Origin of the sequence: Amycolatopsis iheyensis (assembly GCF_024703995.1) — a bacterium.
In the GTDB taxonomy this organism is placed as follows: Bacteria; Actinomycetota; Actinomycetes; order Mycobacteriales; family Pseudonocardiaceae; genus Amycolatopsis; species Amycolatopsis iheyensis.
Genome location: NZ_JAMXQV010000008.1, coordinates 252,132 through 267,814 on the forward strand (window position 1 = coordinate 252,132; position 15,683 = coordinate 267,814).

18 protein-coding genes are annotated in these 15,683 nt (G+C 72.7%); 12 read left to right on the forward strand and 6 right to left on the reverse strand.

Going from position 1 to position 15,683, the window contains the following annotated elements; translation table 11 throughout:
• Positions 1–15 precede the first annotated feature (15 nt).
• Complete coding sequence (locus tag M8542_RS17880) at positions 16–339, forward strand: hypothetical protein (RefSeq protein WP_257921305.1); 324 nt, start codon at positions 16–18, stop codon at positions 337–339.
• On the opposite strand, the gene M8542_RS17885 is transcribed toward M8542_RS17880, so the two are convergent.
• On the reverse strand, positions 295–1,125 hold the full coding sequence (locus tag M8542_RS17885) for a LysR family transcriptional regulator (protein ID WP_257921306.1): 831 nt from the start codon (positions 1,123–1,125) through the stop codon (positions 295–297). The two genes, M8542_RS17880 and M8542_RS17885, sit on opposite strands and share 45 nt — an antisense overlap.
• Positions 1,126–1,184: 59 nt before the next feature.
• On the opposite strand from M8542_RS17885, the gene M8542_RS17890 reads away from it, so the two are divergent.
• Positions 1,185–1,523 (forward strand): nuclear transport factor 2 family protein, encoded by a 339-nt coding sequence (locus M8542_RS17890; protein WP_257921307.1) that lies wholly within the window; start codon positions 1,185–1,187, stop codon positions 1,521–1,523.
• On the opposite strand, the gene M8542_RS17895 is transcribed toward M8542_RS17890, so the two are convergent.
• Complete coding sequence (locus M8542_RS17895; protein WP_257921308.1) at positions 1,520–2,617, reverse strand: MFS transporter; 1,098 nt, start codon at positions 2,615–2,617, stop codon at positions 1,520–1,522. The two genes, M8542_RS17890 and M8542_RS17895, sit on opposite strands and share 4 nt — an antisense overlap.
• 61 nt (positions 2,618–2,678) lie before the next feature.
• On the opposite strand from M8542_RS17895, the gene M8542_RS17900 reads away from it, so the two are divergent.
• Positions 2,679–3,137 (forward strand): winged helix-turn-helix transcriptional regulator, encoded by a 459-nt coding sequence (locus tag M8542_RS17900; RefSeq protein ID WP_257921309.1) that lies wholly within the window; start codon positions 2,679–2,681, stop codon positions 3,135–3,137.
• Here M8542_RS17900 and M8542_RS17905 read toward each other — a convergent pair.
• Complete coding sequence (locus M8542_RS17905; RefSeq protein WP_257921310.1) at positions 3,079–3,588, reverse strand: SRPBCC family protein; 510 nt, start codon at positions 3,586–3,588, stop codon at positions 3,079–3,081. The genes M8542_RS17900 and M8542_RS17905 overlap by 59 nt on opposite strands.
• A 62-nt stretch (positions 3,589–3,650) precedes the next feature.
• Here M8542_RS17905 and M8542_RS17910 point away from each other — a divergent pair, with 62 nt between their 5' ends.
• Positions 3,651–4,232 carry a TetR/AcrR family transcriptional regulator gene (locus M8542_RS17910; RefSeq protein WP_257921311.1) on the forward strand — a complete coding sequence of 194 codons (582 nt, stop codon included), beginning with the start codon at positions 3,651–3,653 and terminating at the stop codon, positions 4,230–4,232.
• Between the two features lie 73 nt (positions 4,233–4,305).
• Here the strand turns inward: M8542_RS17910 and M8542_RS17915 are convergent, their stop codons facing one another.
• Together M8542_RS17915 and M8542_RS17920 are read right to left on the reverse strand one after the other, a co-directional pair.
• Positions 4,306–5,304 carry a Gfo/Idh/MocA family protein gene (locus M8542_RS17915; protein WP_257921312.1) on the reverse strand — a complete coding sequence of 333 codons (999 nt, stop codon included), beginning with the start codon at positions 5,302–5,304 and terminating at the stop codon, positions 4,306–4,308.
• Complete coding sequence (locus tag M8542_RS17920) at positions 5,301–6,308, reverse strand: LacI family DNA-binding transcriptional regulator (RefSeq protein ID WP_257921479.1); 1,008 nt, start codon at positions 6,306–6,308, stop codon at positions 5,301–5,303. Before M8542_RS17920 ends, M8542_RS17915 begins: the two co-directional genes overlap by 4 nt.
• A 123-nt stretch (positions 6,309–6,431) precedes the next feature.
• On the opposite strand from M8542_RS17920, the gene M8542_RS17925 reads away from it, so the two are divergent.
• Genes M8542_RS17925 through iolD form a run of 8 tightly spaced genes read left to right on the forward strand, consistent with a single transcriptional unit; the run spans position 6,432 to position 14,681 of the window.
• Positions 6,432–7,310, forward strand: coding sequence for a TIM barrel protein (locus M8542_RS17925; protein WP_257921313.1), 879 nt, complete (start codon positions 6,432–6,434; stop codon positions 7,308–7,310).
• A gap of 39 nt (positions 7,311–7,349) precedes the next feature.
• Positions 7,350–8,324, forward strand: a complete 975-nt coding sequence (locus tag M8542_RS17930) for a sugar ABC transporter substrate-binding protein (RefSeq protein WP_276586690.1) — start codon at positions 7,350–7,352, stop codon at positions 8,322–8,324.
• Complete coding sequence (locus M8542_RS17935) at positions 8,324–9,367, forward strand: ABC transporter permease (protein WP_257921315.1); 1,044 nt, start codon at positions 8,324–8,326, stop codon at positions 9,365–9,367. Before M8542_RS17930 ends, M8542_RS17935 begins: the two co-directional genes overlap by 1 nt.
• Positions 9,364–10,143 carry an ATP-binding cassette domain-containing protein gene (locus tag M8542_RS17940; protein ID WP_257921316.1) on the forward strand — a complete coding sequence of 260 codons (780 nt, stop codon included), beginning with the start codon at positions 9,364–9,366 and terminating at the stop codon, positions 10,141–10,143. The genes M8542_RS17935 and M8542_RS17940 overlap by 4 nt, the downstream gene beginning before the upstream one ends.
• Positions 10,140–11,069 carry a 5-dehydro-2-deoxygluconokinase gene (gene iolC, locus M8542_RS17945; protein ID WP_257921317.1) on the forward strand — a complete coding sequence of 310 codons (930 nt, stop codon included), beginning with the start codon at positions 10,140–10,142 and terminating at the stop codon, positions 11,067–11,069. The genes M8542_RS17940 and iolC overlap by 4 nt, the downstream gene beginning before the upstream one ends.
• Entirely contained in the window at positions 11,066–11,962 is an 897-nt protein-coding gene (locus M8542_RS17950) for a Cgl0159 family (beta/alpha)8-fold protein (RefSeq protein ID WP_257921318.1), read from the forward strand. Before iolC ends, M8542_RS17950 begins: the two co-directional genes overlap by 4 nt.
• Positions 11,959–12,849: a 5-deoxy-glucuronate isomerase gene (gene iolB, locus M8542_RS17955; protein WP_257921319.1), complete on the forward strand. Its 891-nt coding sequence runs from the start codon at positions 11,959–11,961 to the stop codon at positions 12,847–12,849. The genes M8542_RS17950 and iolB overlap by 4 nt, the downstream gene beginning before the upstream one ends.
• Positions 12,846–14,681 carry a 3D-(3,5/4)-trihydroxycyclohexane-1,2-dione acylhydrolase (decyclizing) gene (gene iolD, locus M8542_RS17960; RefSeq protein WP_257921320.1) on the forward strand — a complete coding sequence of 612 codons (1,836 nt, stop codon included), beginning with the start codon at positions 12,846–12,848 and terminating at the stop codon, positions 14,679–14,681. The genes iolB and iolD overlap by 4 nt, the downstream gene beginning before the upstream one ends.
• Here iolD and M8542_RS17965 read toward each other — a convergent pair.
• Positions 14,666–15,598 (reverse strand): Lrp/AsnC family transcriptional regulator, encoded by a 933-nt coding sequence (locus tag M8542_RS17965; protein WP_257921321.1) that lies wholly within the window; start codon positions 15,596–15,598, stop codon positions 14,666–14,668. The genes iolD and M8542_RS17965 overlap by 16 nt on opposite strands.
• Positions 15,599–15,683 lie beyond the last annotated feature (85 nt).

Genomic DNA, 15,683 nt, shown 5'->3' on the forward strand with positions numbered 1-15,683 from the left:
GTGAGGCTCGGGAGCATGAAGGTGCTCCTGTTCGGCCGCAACCCGGCCACGGTCTCGAGGGTGACGGCGGCGCTGTCCGCGGCGGGTCTCGCCGCGGACGGCGTCGCTTCGGAGGAGGCGGCGCTGTCCCGGCTCGGTGTCGTGGACGCGCTGGTGCTGGGCGCGGGGGTGGTGGGGCCACTGCGCGAGCGCGTCACGGCCGCGGCGGTGCGGCACGGGGTGATTTGGGTGCAGGGGCCGCACATCCTGCCTTCGCGGGACGCGCTGGAGTACGTGCGCGCGGAGATCTTGCCGCTACTGGCCGAGCGCCGCGCGCACGAAGGCCGCCACCAGCGGTGATCGGGACGTCGCCGGCCAAGCGACCTGCAGCCGCGCATCGCTGAGTCCCTCGAAGCGCCGGTAAGCAATCCCCGCACGCGGATAACGCCGGGCGACGGACTCCGGCAGGAACGTCACGGCCTGGCCGAGTTCGACGAGCCGCAGCGCTTCGGCAAGGTCCTTCGCCGGCGGCCCGTGCTTCGCGGGCGGTGCGTCGGCGGGCTCCCGATCTCTCCCGCGGTAATAGGCGTCGAGGCGCGCGTCGACTCCGGGCCAGGTCACCGCCGGCTGGGCGAGGACCTCCCGCAGCGTCCTGGCTTCCCCGCCGCTCGGCTGGGCGGCCACGCGTGGCTCGGCCCGGACCTGCTCGACGTCCAGCCCGGTCCGATCGAAGGGCGCGGCCACGAGCGCGACGTCACCGCGGCCGTCGCGGAGCATGTGCGCGGCCTCGTCGCCCGTGGTCGCGAACAGCAGCGCCGCGGGCTCGGCCAGGGCCGCGAGGATGCCCGGCAGCAGCCCGCCGTCACCGTCCGGTTTGGACACCACGGCCAGCGACCCGGCCCGCCGGGCCCGCCGCCGTGCGGCTCGGGCGGCGTCGACGGCGGTGCGGGCGTCCGGCAGCATCGCCTCGCCTTCGGGAGTGAGGGCGACGCGGCGGGTGGTGCGGTCGAACAGCGGCACGCCGAGCGTGCGCTCGAGCCCGGCGACCGCGCGCGACAACGTCGGCTGGGTGACCCCCAGCCGGTCGGCGGCGCGGCCGAAGTGCAGCTCGTCGGCGACCGCGACGAAAGCCTCGAACCCATTCATACGGGTTCAGCATAAATGCCGTATTTCTGTTCCCGCTCGGGCGCTGGTTGCCTGGCCGCATGACCAACACCGACGTCGTCCGCCGCTACCTCGACGCCTTCAACCGAGGCGACGTCGCCGCGTTCGACGAGCTGATCGACCCCGGCTACGTCAACCACAACCCGAGCCTGCCCGACCTCCCACCCGGCCCCGAGGGTTTGAAGCCGATCGTCGCGGACCTGCGGCGGCAGGCGCCGGACCTGCGTTTCGAGGAAGTCCACCTGCTGGCGGACGGCGACTTCGTGGCCGCACACCTGCTGGTCCACGGCTTCGGCCCGGAACCCGCCAGGCAGATGCAGATCGAGCGGCTGCGCGAGGGCCGGATCGTCGAGCACTGGCGCGTCACCGGCGAGCGCTAGCGGGCCGCGACCACGAGCCCCAGCGCCGCATAGCCGGCCCCGAGCAGGCAGACGGCCGGCCAGCCCGCGGCGCTGTAGGCCCACGTGGTCGTCACCGCGCCGAGCGCGGACCCCAGTGAGTAGAACGCCATGTACGTGCCGATCACGCTGCTGCTGCGGTCCGGGTGCGCGGTCGTGAGCAGGTGCTGGCTGCTGACGTGCACCGTCTGCACCGCGAAGTCCAGCACGACGATCCCGGCGATCAGCAGCCACAGCGAGGAAGTCGCCTGGCCGATCAGCAGCCACGACGCCGTGAGCAGGGCCAACGACCAGCGGGTGACCGGCACGGCCAGGCCGCGGTCGGCCCAGCGGCCCGCCCGCGACGCGCCCAGCGCGCCGGCCAGGCCGGCGAGGCCGAACCAGCCGATCTCGGTCGTGCCGAGGTGCCAGGGCGCGTCGCCGAGCGGGAGGGCCAGCCCGCTCCACAGCGTCCCGAAGGACGCGAACAGGAAGAACGCGACCAGACCCCGGCGCAGCAGCAGCCGGTCCGGGCGGCGCCGGGTCCGCGGGCGGCGGACGTCGGCGGCCAGGGTGCGGTGGGCGGTGAACGCGAGCACCACGCACAGCCCGGCGATGACGAGGTACACCACGCGCCAGCTCGCGAACTCACCCAACGCGCCCGCGACCACGCGCACGCCGAGGATCCCGGCGACCACGCCCGAGGTGACCACGCCGATGGTGCGGCCGCGCTCGCCGGGCGGGGCGACGTCGGCGGCGTAGGCCACCGTGATCTGGACGACCACGGCGAACAAGCCGACCAGCGCCAGGCCCGCGATCGCCAGACCGCCACCGGGCGCGACGGCGACCAGCGCCGCGCCGGCCGCGGTGAGCAGCAGGTGCAGCGTGATCAGCCGGCGGCGGTCGACCCGGTCGCCGAGCGGGACCAGCAGCAGGAGCCCGGCGAGGTAGCCGAGCTGACCGGCCGCGACCAGCCACCCCAGCGAACCGCCGCCCAGCCCCAGATCCCGGCCCGCGAGCTCGAGGACCGGCTGGATGCCGTAGACGGCCGACACCGCCACCGCGCAGATCAGCGCGAGCACGACCCGCTGCGTCATGCCACCCTCCGATGAGTTTCGAAATGCAACTCATCCGAGGTTAAGGCATACTGGTTTCAAAGTGCAACTCATCTTGGAGGAGCTCGTGGCCACCTGGACCGACCCGGCCTGCCCGGTCGCCCGGACCGTCGACCTCGTCGGCGACCGCTGGAGCCTGCTGATCATCCGCGACGCGATGAGCGGGCCCACCACGTTCACCGAGCTGCACCAGGAGCTGGGCATCGCCCGCAACATCCTCACCGACCGGCTGCGCAAGCTCGTCGAGCACGGCGTCCTGGACCGGACGACCGTCCCCGACGACGCCCGCCGGCACACCTACCGGCTGACCGAAGCCGGCGAGGACCTCTTCACGACGATCGTCGCCCTGCGCCAGTGGGGTGAGCGCCACGCGTTCGCCGCGGCCGAGCCGCACTCGGTGCTCGTCGACGACCAGGGCCGGGAGCTACCCGAGCTGCGCGCGGTCAGCCAGGACGGCGAGCCGCTGTCCGCCGGGACTTCGACGGTGCGGAAGCTCGGATGAGCGCGCGCAGGAACCGGACGTAGGGCGACCAGCGGGCCGGGGGTGCGACCCCTCCGGTCACCGCATGCTCGGCCCGGTCCAGCAGGTCCTCCAGGAGCGCGTCGTGCATCGGGCGGAAGAACAACGGCCAGGTCAGGCGGGCCGGCCCGTGGAGGCTCGCGGCCAGGACGTGGGTCAGCGCGTCGCCGTCGACGGTGAACTCGTGGTGGCCTTCGACGCCCCGGGGCGCCGTGAAGCGGAACCGGAGCCGGTCGGGCGCTGCTTCTTCGAGCACGTACCGGACCGGGCCGTGGCCCGCTGTCGTCCCCGGGACGCGGGGGCCGTCGAGGCGGGTCGGCGGCCAGCCCGCCACCGGCCACAGCCGGTCGCCCGGGGTGCCGAGCGTGTCCAGCAGGGGGATGAGGTGCGCCGAAGCGCCGGGGAACCGCCGGGTGTGCACGTTGCGGACCATGGGTGAGCCCTCCCGTTCTGGAGACTGTCCTCCAGAACGTATTAGAGCATAATCTCTACTACATGGGCCGCCCCGCGACGCACACCACAGCGCAGTTCCTCGCCGCCGCGACGACGTTGTTCGCCGGAGGCGGCGCCCGCGCGGTCACGATGGCCGCGACGGCGAAGGCCGCGGGCGCGCCGAACGGCTCGATCTACCACCGGTTCCCGGACCGTCCGGCGTTGCTGGCCGAGCTGTGGCGCCGCACGGTCCGCGACTTCCAGGACACATTCACCGACGCCCTCGGTGACGCGGCGACGGTCGACGCCGCCGTGGCCGCCGCGACCAGCGTCGTCCACTGGTCGCGCAAGCACCCCGAAGGCGCCCGCGTCTGCGACGCCGGCAAGCACGCCTTCGGCCCGGCCGACTGGTCACCGGAAGCCGCGGAAGCCGTGGCCAAGGACGAAGCAGAGCTGCGCGGCGTGCTCAAGCACGCCACGCGCACCCTCCCGCCGCTGACCGGCTGCACGGACGAAGACGTCGTCCTGGCCCTGGTCGAAATCCCCCGCGCGGTGGTCCACCGCTACCTGTCGGCCGGCCGCACTCCCCCACCGAAGGCCGTGACCCTGGTGGACCGCACGGTCCGCAAGCTCCTCCGCCCGTAACTCACGTGATCAGAGCCGGAACTCGCGACTCACGGCCCCGATCACGCGAGTTACGGGCCTGATCACGGGAGTCTCAGCGGCGGACCTCCGTCAGGCGGACCGGACGGCGCTCGCGCCGCGAAATCTCGCAGGCCTCCGCGATGTAGAACGCTTCGAGCGCGTCGGCCGCGACGCAGGGGGAAGGCGCCCGGCCCGCCACCACGTCCAGGAACGCGCGCAGCTCCGTCGTGTACGCCGGCCGGAAGCGCTCCATGAAGCCCGGGTACGCCGGCCCCGGCAGCGGGGCCACCCCGGGCTCCACCGACCGCAGCGGCGCCCGGTCGTCCAGGCCGACCACGACGCCCGACACCGAGCCCAGCGCTTCCAGCCGCACGTCGTAGCCCGCGCCGTTGTAGCGGGTCAGCGACACCGTGGCCAGCGTTCCGTCGTTCAGGGTGAGGGTCGCCGCCGCCGTGTCGACGTCGCCCGCGTCCGCGAAGAACCGCTCGCCGCGGTTGGCGCCGATCGCGTAGACCTCGTCGATCTCGCGGCCGCTCACCCAGCGGACGATGTCGAAGTCGTGCACGCCGCAGTCGCGGAACAACCCGCCCGAGTGCGCCACGTACTCCGCCGGCGGCGGCGCCGGGTCGAACGTCGTCGCGCGCAGCGTGTGCAGCCAGCCCAGCTCACCGGAGGCCACCGCCGCCCGCGCCGCCGCGTAGCCCGCGTCGAACCGGCGCTGGAAGCCGATCTGCACCTGGACGTCCGACGCGCTGATCCGGTCGATCACCGCCAGCGTGCCCGGGATGTCCGCGGCCACCGGCTTTTCGCAGAACACCGGGATCCCGGCATCGACCGCCGCGATGATCAGGCCCGGGTGCGCGTCGGTCGCCGCCGTGACGACCACGCCGTCGAGCCCCGCCGTGAACAGCTCACCGAGGGGAGCCGCCGCCACGCCCAGCTTCGCGGCGGCCGACCGGGCCCGCGCGGCGTCGACGTCGGCCACCACGACCGACTCGACCTCCTCGAAGCCCTTCAGCGTCTCCGCGTGCGCGGTGCCGATCCGGCCGGCGCCCGCCAGTCCCAACCTCATCGTGTCGCTCCTCCTGTCACGGAAAACTCGGCGGTGGTCGCCCGGACCACCAAGGACGGGTGCAGCAGGTGCCGGACCGGCTCCGTGCGCTCCCCGTGAACGCGTTCGAGCAACGCGGAGAAGGCCAGCCGCGCCATGTCCTTGCGCGGCTGGTCCACCGTGGTCAAGGAGAGGTGCCGCAGCGCCGCCAGCGACGTGTTGTCGTAGCCGACCACCGACACGTCCTCGGGCACGCGCAGCCCGGCCTCTTCGAGCGCCGAAATCGCGCCCACCGCGTTGAAGTCGTTGCCCGCGACCAGCCCCGTCGGCAGCTCCGGGCGCGAGTACTCGGCGAGCAGCTCCCGCACGGCGTTCTCGCCCCCGATGTCGGTGTGCTCGCTGCGCACCACGATCGGCTCGAGACCGTGCGCGCGCACCGCGGCTTCGAAGCCGCGCCGCCGCTGCGCCGCCCCGGCCGCGCCGCCGCCGTCGAGGTGCGCGATGCGCCGGTGCCCGAGGCCCACCAGGTGGTCGACGGCCAGCGCGGAACCCGCCTCGCCGTCGTCGTTCACCGTGTCCACCGTGGCCGCCCGGATGGTGCGCGAGACCAGCACGACCGGGCACTGCCGGGCCGCGACCTGGATCGACGCGGCCGGCACGACCGGCGACAGCAGGATGATCCCCGCCGGGCGGAAGGACAGGAGGTTGTGCAGTGCGTTCCACTCACGCGTGGGACTGCGCCCGCCCGTGTTGAGGATCAGGTCGAAGCCCGCCGCCTGCGCGGCGCTGTCCAGCTCCTCGACGATGTCGGCGAAGAAGGCGTTGCGCAGGTCGTTGACCATCACGCCGAGCACGGTGGACGTCCGGCTCGCCAGCGACCGCGCCATGACGTGCGGCTGGTAGCCCAGCTCCTCCGCCGCGCGCAGGACGGCCGCGCGCCGGGCGTCGGAGACCTTCGGCGAATTCCGCATCACCAGGGAGACCAGCGCGCGGGAAACGCCCGCCCGCGCGGCGACGTCCTCCATGGTCGGACGCACCGGCCACCTCCACTGAGCACCGAAAACTGAGCCTTGACTTGCTGTGACGGACGCTACAAGATTAGAGCGCTCTAATCAATAGAGCGCTCCAACGGACCAACGGAGGCCCTTGTGACAGCGACGATCCGAGTAGCCGCTGCGCCGATCTCGTGGGGCGTCTGCGAAGTCCCCGGCTGGGGCCGGGTGCTGGACGCGGCGACCGTGCTCGGCGAGATGGCGGCCCTCGGCGTCCAGGCGACCGAACTCGGCCCGCCCGGCTACCTCCCCCGCGAACCGGCCGCGTTGCGGGAGCTGCTCGGCGGGTACGACCTGAAGCTCGTCGGCGGCTTCCTCGCCGTGGTGCTGCACGAAAACCAGCGGAACGCGCTGAAGGAGGCCGAAGAGTCGGCCGCGTTGTTCGCCGCGTGCGGGGGCGAAGTCCTCGTGCTCGCCGCCGCGACCGGCCTCGACGGCTACGACGAACGGCCGAAGCTCACCGAAGCCGAGTGGGCGGCGCTCGTCGACACCGCGGGCAAGATCCGCGACATCGCGGCCGCCCATGGCCTGCGCACCGTGCTGCACCCGCACGTCGGGACGCACGTGGAGCAGCGGGCCGAGGTCGAGCGCTTCCTCGCCGATTCCGATCTCGGCTTGTGCCTCGACACCGGGCACCTGATGATCGGCGGGACGGATCCGGTCGAGCTGGCGCAGCGGTATCCCGAACGGGTGGGGCACGTGCATCTGAAGGACGTCCGAGAAGACCTGGCGGCGGAGGTCCGCGACGGCCGGCTCGCCTACACCGACGCGGTCGGGCGGGGCATCTACACCGCGCTCGGCGAGGGCGACGTGGACGTGGCGTCGATGGTGCGCTCCGTCCAGGCGGCCGGCTACGACGGCTGGTACGTCCTCGAACAGGACACCGCCCTCGGCGACTCGAGCCCCGACGACGTACCCCGTCGCGACACCGAGCGCAGCCTCGCCCACCTCACGACGATCATCGACTCCCTGTAATCCGGTCCCAAAGGAGTGACTGTGTTCTCTGTCAAGAAGATGGCGGGAGTGGCGGCGATCGCCGCCGCCGGCCTGGTCCTGGCCGCCTGCAGCGGCCCGAGCGCCGACAACTCGACCAGCAGCAGCTCGACGGCCGCGGCCGCACCGAGCACCGGCGGCCCGTTCAAGGTCGCCGTGGTCACCCACGGCACCTCCGGTGACGCCTTCTGGAACGTCGTCAAGAACGGCGCCGAACAGGCGGGCAAGGACCTGAACATCGGCGTCGACTACTTCGCCGACGGAGACCCCGGCAACCAGGCCCGGCTGATCGACAACGCCGTCGCGCAGAAGGTCGGCGGCCTGGTCGTCTCGATGGCGAACCCCCAGGCCCTGCAGACGTCGATCCAGAACGCGGTCAAGGCGGGCATCCCGGTCGTCACCATCAACTCGGGTGAGGACTCCAGCGCGGCGTTCGGCGCGATCGCGCACGTCGGGCAGAGCGAGGGCCTCGCGGGCCAGGGCGCCGGCCAGCGGCTGAAGGCGGCGGGCAAGACGAAGCTGCTGTGCGTCATCCACGAGGCCGGCAACATCGGCCAGAACCAGCGCTGTGACGGCGCGAAGCAGACCTTCGGCAACGTCTCCACGCTGCAGGTCGACATCTCCAACCCGACCGACGCGCAGGCCCGGATCCGCGGCGCGCTGCAGTCCGACCCGTCGATCGACGCGGTGCTGGCGCTGAACTCGCAGGTCGCGGCCCGCGCGGTCGACGCGGCCAAGGAGGCGAGCTCGAAGGCGCAGGTGGCGACGTTCGACCTGAACGCCGACGTCGTCGCGGCCATCAAGGCCGGCACCATCCTCTTCGCGGTCGACCAGCAGCAGTACGAGCAGGGTTACCTGCCGATCGTGTTCCTCAAGCTGTACAAGGAAAACGGCAACACCATCGGCGGCGGCAAGCCGGTGCAGACCGGCCCCGGCTTCGTCGACAAGACCAACATCGACACCGTGGCCCCGTACGCGCAGCGAGGCACTCGCTGATGACGGCGGCCCTGCAGGCACATCCCGACGAGCGCGTCGGGAAGAAGAGCCTGACCGACCGGCTGGTGGTCCGGCCCGAGATCGGCGCGCTGCTGGGCGCCGTGCTCGTGTTCCTCTTCTTCTCGGTGGTCACCGGCCAGTTCCTCAGCCCGCTGGGCGTGGCGACCTGGCTGGACGACTCCTCGACGCTGGGCATCATGGCCGTGGTGGTCGCGCTGCTCATGGTCGGCGGCGAGTTCGACCTCTCGGCCGGCGTGATGACGGCGTCGACGTCGCTGGTCACGGCGATCCTGGCGACGCAGGCGGGCTGGAACGTCTGGTTCGCGCTGCTGGTCTCGCTGGCCTTCGCGCTCGGCGTCGGCGCGTTCAACGGCTGGCTGGTGATGAAGACCGGGCTGCCCAGCTTCATCGTCACGCTGGGGTCGTTCCTGGCACTGCAGGGCCTCAACCTCGGCGTGACGCGCTGGGTCACCAACACCGTCCAGGTCTCGGGCATGCGCTCGACCAGCGGCTACGAGTCGGCCGGCGGCCTGTTCGCGTCCACGTTCACCATCGGCGGCACGGAGTTCCAGTCGTCGATCGTGTGGTGGGTCGTCGTCACCGCGATCGCCGCCTGGCTGCTCGTGCGGACCCGGTTCGGCAACTGGATCTTCGCGGTCGGCGGGTCGCAGGTGTCGGCCCGCTCGGTCGGCGTGCCGGTGGTGCGCACGAAGATCCTGCTGTTCATGGGCACCGCGCTCGGCGCGTGGCTGGTCGGCTCGATCAACATCCTGCGCTTCGCCAGCGTCCAGGCGAACCAGGGCATCGGGCTGGAGTTCCAGTACATCATCGCGGCGGTGATCGGCGGCTGCCTGCTCACCGGCGGGTTCGGCTCGGCGGTGGGCGCGGCGATCGGCGCGCTGATCTTCGGCATGGCGCGCCAGGGCATCGTGTTCGCGCAGTGGAACAGCGACTGGTTCATGCTGTTCCTCGGCATCATGCTGCTGGCCGCCGTCCTCGTGAACAACGCGTTCCGGCGCCGCGCGGAAAGGGTTCGTCGATGACCTTGCTCGAAGTACGCGACATCGGGAAGACCTACGGCAGCGTGATCGCGCTGCGCGATGTGTCCACTGTGGTCAACGCGGGCGAGGTCACCTGCGTGCTCGGCGACAACGGCGCCGGGAAGTCCACGCTGATCAAGATCCTGGCCGGCGTGCACCAGCACGACCGCGGCGAGTTCCTCGTGGAGGGCGAGCCCGTGCGGTTCGCTTCCCCGCGCGAGGCCCTGGATCGCGGCATCGCGACGGTGTACCAGGATCTCGCGGTGGTGCCGCTGATGAGCGTCTGGCGGAACTTCTTCCTCGGCTCCGAGCCGACGACCGGGTTCGGCCCGTTCAAGATGCTCGACCGGCGCAAGGGCCGGGAGACGACCAAGCAGGCGCTGTCCGACATGGGCATCGACCTGCGCGACGTCGAACAGCCGGTCGGGACGCTCTCGGGTGGGGAACGCCAGTGCGTGGCGATCGCGCGGGCGGTGTACTTCGGCGCGAAGGTGCTGATCCTCGACGAGCCGACGGCCGCGCTCGGCGTCAAGCAGGCCGGGGTGGTGCTCAAGTACGTCGCGCAGGCCCGGGACCGCGGGCTGGGCGTCGTGCTGATCACGCACAACCCGCACCACGCCTACCCCGTCGCCGACCGGTTCCTGCTGCTGAAGCGGGGTGCGCCGCTCGGGTCGTACGAGAAGAAGGACATCGACATCAACGAGCTGACCCGGCAGATGGCGGGCGGTGCGGAACTCGAGGCCCTTGAACACGAACTGCGGCAGGTGGAGAAGGCGTGACGCTCCAGGCGTTGACGATCGGCCGGGTCGGTGTCGACCTCTACCCGGAGCAGAGCGGCGTGCCCTTGGCCGGCGTCAGCACGTTCGCCAAGTCGCTCGGCGGGACCGCGACCAACGTCGCGGTCGCCGCCGCACGGCTCGGCCGGCGCACGGCGGTGCTGACCAAGGTCGGGCCGGATGGCTTCGGCGACTACGTCCGGCAGGCCCTCGAAGGCTTCGGGGTGTCCCCGGCGCACGTGGGCACCTCGCCGGATCTCCAGACGCCGGTGGTGTTCTGCGAGCTGAACCCGCCCGCGGACCCGCCGCTGCTGTTCTACCGCTCCCCCATCGCCCCGGACCTCACGCTCACCGATGAGGACGTGCCGTGGGACGTCGTCGAGTCGGTGCCGCTGCTGTGGGTCACCGGCACGGGCGTGTCCACCGACCCCGCCCGGACGACCCAGCGGAAGATCCTCGAAGCCCGGAACCGCCGCGAGCACACCGTGCTGGACCTGGACTACCGGCCGATGTTCTGGCCGTCGGTGGCGGAGGCCCGTGCGGAGATCGGCGCGATGCTCGACCACGTCACGGTCGCGGTCGGCAACCGCACCGAGGTGGAGGTCGCCGTCGGCACCGCGGACCCGGACACCGCCGCCGACCGGATGCTCGAGCGGGGGCTGCGGCTCGCGGTCATCAAGAAGGGCGCGGAAGGCGTGCTCGTGGCCACGCCCGAGGGTCGCTGGACCGTGCCGCCCCAACGCGTCGAGGTCGTCTGCGGCCTCGGCGCCGGCGACGGCTTCGGCGGCGCGTTGATCCACGGGTTGCTGTCCGGCTGGGACCCGGTGCGGATCGCCGAGTACGCGAACGCGGCCGGCGCGCTGGTGGCGTCCCGGCTGGCCTGCGCCGACGCCATGCCGACCGCCGAGGAGATCGAGGAGCTGCTGTGACGGCTGCACTGAGCGACGAACGCTGGCGCGAGCTCCTGCACACCCGCGCCACCGACCCGGGCGCGATCCGCCAGGCGTACGCGACGCGCAAGAGACGCTCCCACCTCCTCTCCGACCGGGGCACGCTGTTCCTCGTCGCGGCCGACCACCCGGCCCGCGGCGCCCTGAGTGTCGGCGAAGACCCGCTGGCCATGGCCGACCGGCGCACCCTCCTCGAACGGCTGCTCGTCGCCCTGGCCAACCCGGCCGTCGACGGCATCCTCGGCACCCCCGACGTCGTCGAGGAGCTCCTCCTGCTCGGAGCGCTGCACGACAAGGTCGTGTTCGGCTCCATGAACCGCGGCGGCCTCGCCGGCGCCGACTGGGAAATCGACGACCGGTTCACCGGCTACGACGCCCGCACGCTCGTCGACTGCGGCCTCGACGGCGGCAAGATGCTCCTGCGGCTCGTCGACTCCGACCCCGGCACCATCCCGACGCTGCAGGCCTGCGCCGACGCCGTCACCGAACTGGCGGCGTACGGGCTGGTGGCGATGGTCGAGCCGCTGCCCTACACCCGAGCGAGCGGGAAACTGGTGCTGCAGAAGGACCCCGCGTCGCTGGCGCGAGCGGTCACGGTGGCGTCCGGGCTCGGCACGACGTCGGCGCACACCTGGCTGAAGCTGCCGTCCACCGACGCCCCCGAAGTCCTCGGCGCGACGACGCTGCCGGTGGTCGTCCTCGGCGGCGTGCCCTCCGGCGACCCGGCCGCCGACCTGGCCTCCTGGGGCCGGACGCTGCGCCACGACGTCGTGCGCGGGCTGGTCGTCGGCCGCACCCTGCTCTACCCGCCCGATGGCGACGTCGGCTCCGCCGTCGAAGCCGCCGCGAAGGTACTGGAGGCCGCGAAGTGAGCAAGCTGCACCGTCCATTCGGGACGCTGTCCGACGACGCCGACCCGGTCCGGCTGACCCCGGACAGCGCGGGCTGGACCTACACCGGGCTACGGGTGCTTTCCCTGGCCCCGGGCGAGGTCCGGGTCCTGCACACCGGCGAGTTCGAGGCGTTCGTGCTGCCCCTGGCCGGGTCCGCGACCGTCCGGGTCGACGGGCAGGTCTTCGAGCTGCGGGGCCGGGAGTCGGTCTTCACGCGCGTGACGGACTTCGCCTACGTGCCGCGTGACGCCGAGGTCGAGTTGTCGACAGAGGACGGTCTGGAAGTCGCGCTGCCGATGGCGCGCTGCACGCGACGCCTCGACGCGAAGTACGGCCCGGCCGAGGACGTCCCGGTGGAGGTGCGCGGCGCCGGGCAGGCCACGCGGCAGGTGACCAACTTCGGCGTGCCGGGGGTGTGGGACCACGCCGACAAGCTGAACGCGTGCGAGCTGATCACGCCGGGCGGCAACTGGTCGTCGTACCCGCCGCACAAGCACGACGAGGCGAGCGAGTGCGAGGTCGTCAACGAGGAGATCTACTACTTCCGGATCGCCGGCCGCGACGGCGTGACCCCGGCACGCGAGGGCTTCGGCCTGCACCGGACCTACACCGCCGACGGCGAGCTGAACGAGGACGTCGCCGTGCGCGACCACGACGTCTTCCTGATCCCGTGCGGCTACCACGGTCCGTGCGTGGCCGCGCCCGGCTACCCGATGTACTACCTGAACGTCCTGGCCGGGCCGGCCGGCGAACGCTCGATGGCGTTCTGCGACGACCCCGCGCACGGCTGGATCCGCGACACCTGGGCTTCGCAGGACCTCGATCCGCGCTGCCCCGTGACGAGCCACGAAGGACGTGTGCAGTGAAGCTGACAACCGCGCAGGCGCTCGTCCGCTGGATTCTCGCGCAGCGCTCGGAAACCCTGGACGGGCGCGAAGTCCCGCTCTTCCCCGGCGTCTTCGCGATCTTCGGGCACGGCAACGTCCTCGGGCTCGGCACGGCGCTCGAAGAACACCGCGGCGAGCTCCCCGTCTGGCGCGGGCACACCGAGCAGGGCATGGCGCTCGCGGCGGTCGGCTACGCGAAGGCGACGCACCGGCGGCAGGTCGGCGTGGTGACGTCGTCGATCGGGCCCGGCGCGCTCAACATGGTCACCGCGGCCGGGGTCGCGCACGCGAACCGGCTGCCGGTGCTGTTGCTGCCGGGCGACACGTTCACCAGCCGCGCGCCGGATCCCGTGCTGCAGCAGATCGAGCCCTTCGGCGACGCGACCGCGACGGTCAACGACGCCTTCCGCGCGGTGTCCCGGTACTTCGACCGGATCACCCGGCCCGAGCAGCTGCTCTCGACGTTGCCGCAGGTCGCGCGGGTGCTCACGGACCCGGCCGACGCCGGCCCGGTGGTCCTCGCGCTGCCGCAGGACGTCCAGGCGGAGACGTACGACTTCCCGGACGCCCTGTTCGAGCCGGTGACGCACCGGCCGCCGCGCCCGCGCCCCGATCGGCGTTCGGTCACCGAAGCGGCCGGCGTGCTGCGTGCGGCGAAACGGCCGCTGCTGGTGCTCGGCGGCGGCGTCCGGTACTCCGGCGCGGGCCGGCGCGCGCTGGACTTCGCGCAGCGCCACGGGATTCCCCTGGTCGAGACGACCGCGGGCCGGACGCTGGTTGCGCACGCCCACGAACTGCACGCGGGTCCGCTGGGGATCACCGGCTCGACGTCGGCGAACGTCCTCGCGGCCGAGGCGGACGTCGTCCTCGCGATCGGGACGCGGCTGCAGGACTTCACCACGGCGTCGTGGACGGTCTTCTCCCCCGACGTCCGCCTGGTCACGCTCAACGCGGCCCGGTTCGACGCGGTGAAGCACGGCGCGCTGCCGGTCGTCGGCGACGCCGACGCGGGCCTGACGGACCTCGCGGCCCAGCTGGAGAGCTGGCGCGTCGACCCGTCGTGGACCGCGCGGGCCGCGGCCGAACGGGCGAAGTGGGACGAGCACGTCGACTCGCTGCGCTCGGCCGCGGGCGCCGTCCCGTCGTACGCGCAGGTCGTGGGCGTGGTGAACGACCTGTCGGCGGCGGACGACTACGTCATGACGGCGTCCGGCGGGCTGCCGGGTGAGCTGATCGGCGGCTGGCGCGGGTCCGGCTCGGTGTCGATGGACGTCGAGTACGGCTTCTCGTGCATGGGTTACGAGCTTTCGGGTGCGTGGGGCGCGGCGATCGCGCACCCGGGTCTCGTCACGACGCTGCTGGGCGACGGCTCGTACCTGATGCTGAACTCGGAGCTGTTCTCGGCGGCCTTCGCGGGGCACCCGTTCGTCGCGGTGGTGTGCGACAACGACGGCTACGCGGTGATCGCGCGGCTCCAGCAGGGGCAGGGTGGCAAGCCGTTCAACAACTTCTACGCCGACTGCACGACTTCGCACGCTTCGCCGCCCCGAGTCGACTTCGCGCGTCACGCCGAATCCCTGGGCTGCCTGGTCTTCGAAGTGTCCACTGTGGACGCACTGCGCACGGCGTATGCCGACGCGCGCGCGGCGGCGGTGGCCGAGCGGCGGCCCGCGGTCGTCGTGGTGAGGACACAGCCGTCGGCGTGGACGGAAGCGGGCGCCTGGTGGGAGGTCGGGGTGCCGGAGCACCTGGCGGGTCGTGACGCGTACGACCGCGAGAAGCCCGGGCAGGTCCGCTACCTGCGGTCCTGAGCCGGGGCGAACCGCTTGGTGTACGCGCTGACCGTCGCCGTCTCGAGGCGGTCGACGCCGGGCACCGCGCCGATCCGTTCGGTGACGTAGGCGTAGAGGTCGTCCGGGGTCCGGCAGACCAAGACGGCCACGAGGTTGTGGCTGCCGGTCGTCGCGGCGACGTGCGCGGTCTCGTCGTCGGCGGCGAGGGCCTCGGCGACGGCCGTGACCCGCGCCGGAGCCACGGCGAGCCAGGCCAGGCACTGGGTCGGGTACCCGTACAACGCCGGGTCGACCTCGACGTGGAACCGCAACCGGCCCGCGCGGCGCAGCTCGTCCAGCCGCCGCCGCACCGCCGACTCGGACCAGCCGACGCGGCCCGCGAGGTCGGCGAAGGCCGCCCGGCCGTCGGCGGCCAGGGCCGGGAGCAACCGCCGGTCCAGGTCCGTCGGCTCGACCGGCGCCGGCTCGGCGGCGGGCTCCCGCAGGGCGGCGATCTGCTCGGCGGTCAGCGCGGACGTCCGGCCCGGCCACCAGCCGTCCATCAGGGACCGCAGGATCTGCTGGGCGCGGACGTCGGTGACGTGCGGGTGCCGGCTCAGCTCGGCCAGCGGCGCGGACGTGCGCAGCAGGCAGGCGAGCTCGGTGTCGCCGGACAGGCGTGTCACCCACGCGGTGTCCACGCGCTCGGCCAGGACCGCCGCGAGCGCCGCGGCGCCGTGCGGGAGGACACGCAGCCGCACGAGCCAGTCCGAGCGGCCGTGGGGCACCGCGCTGACCCGCACGGCACCGGCTTTGCGAAGACGCGTGAAGCGGCGGGCGAGCGTGCGGTCCGAGACGTCGAGGACGGCCGCGACCCGGCTGAATGGCACCCGCGCGTCCAGCTGCAGCGCGTGCAGCAGCTGCCGGTCGAGCGCGTCCAGGCTGACGGAATCCACCCGGCCAGGATAGGTGCGCGCCGGATTCCGGCGTGGCCGCTCCGGCGGCAGGCTTCCGCACGGGAGCCCGGGCGAAGCTCGGCCC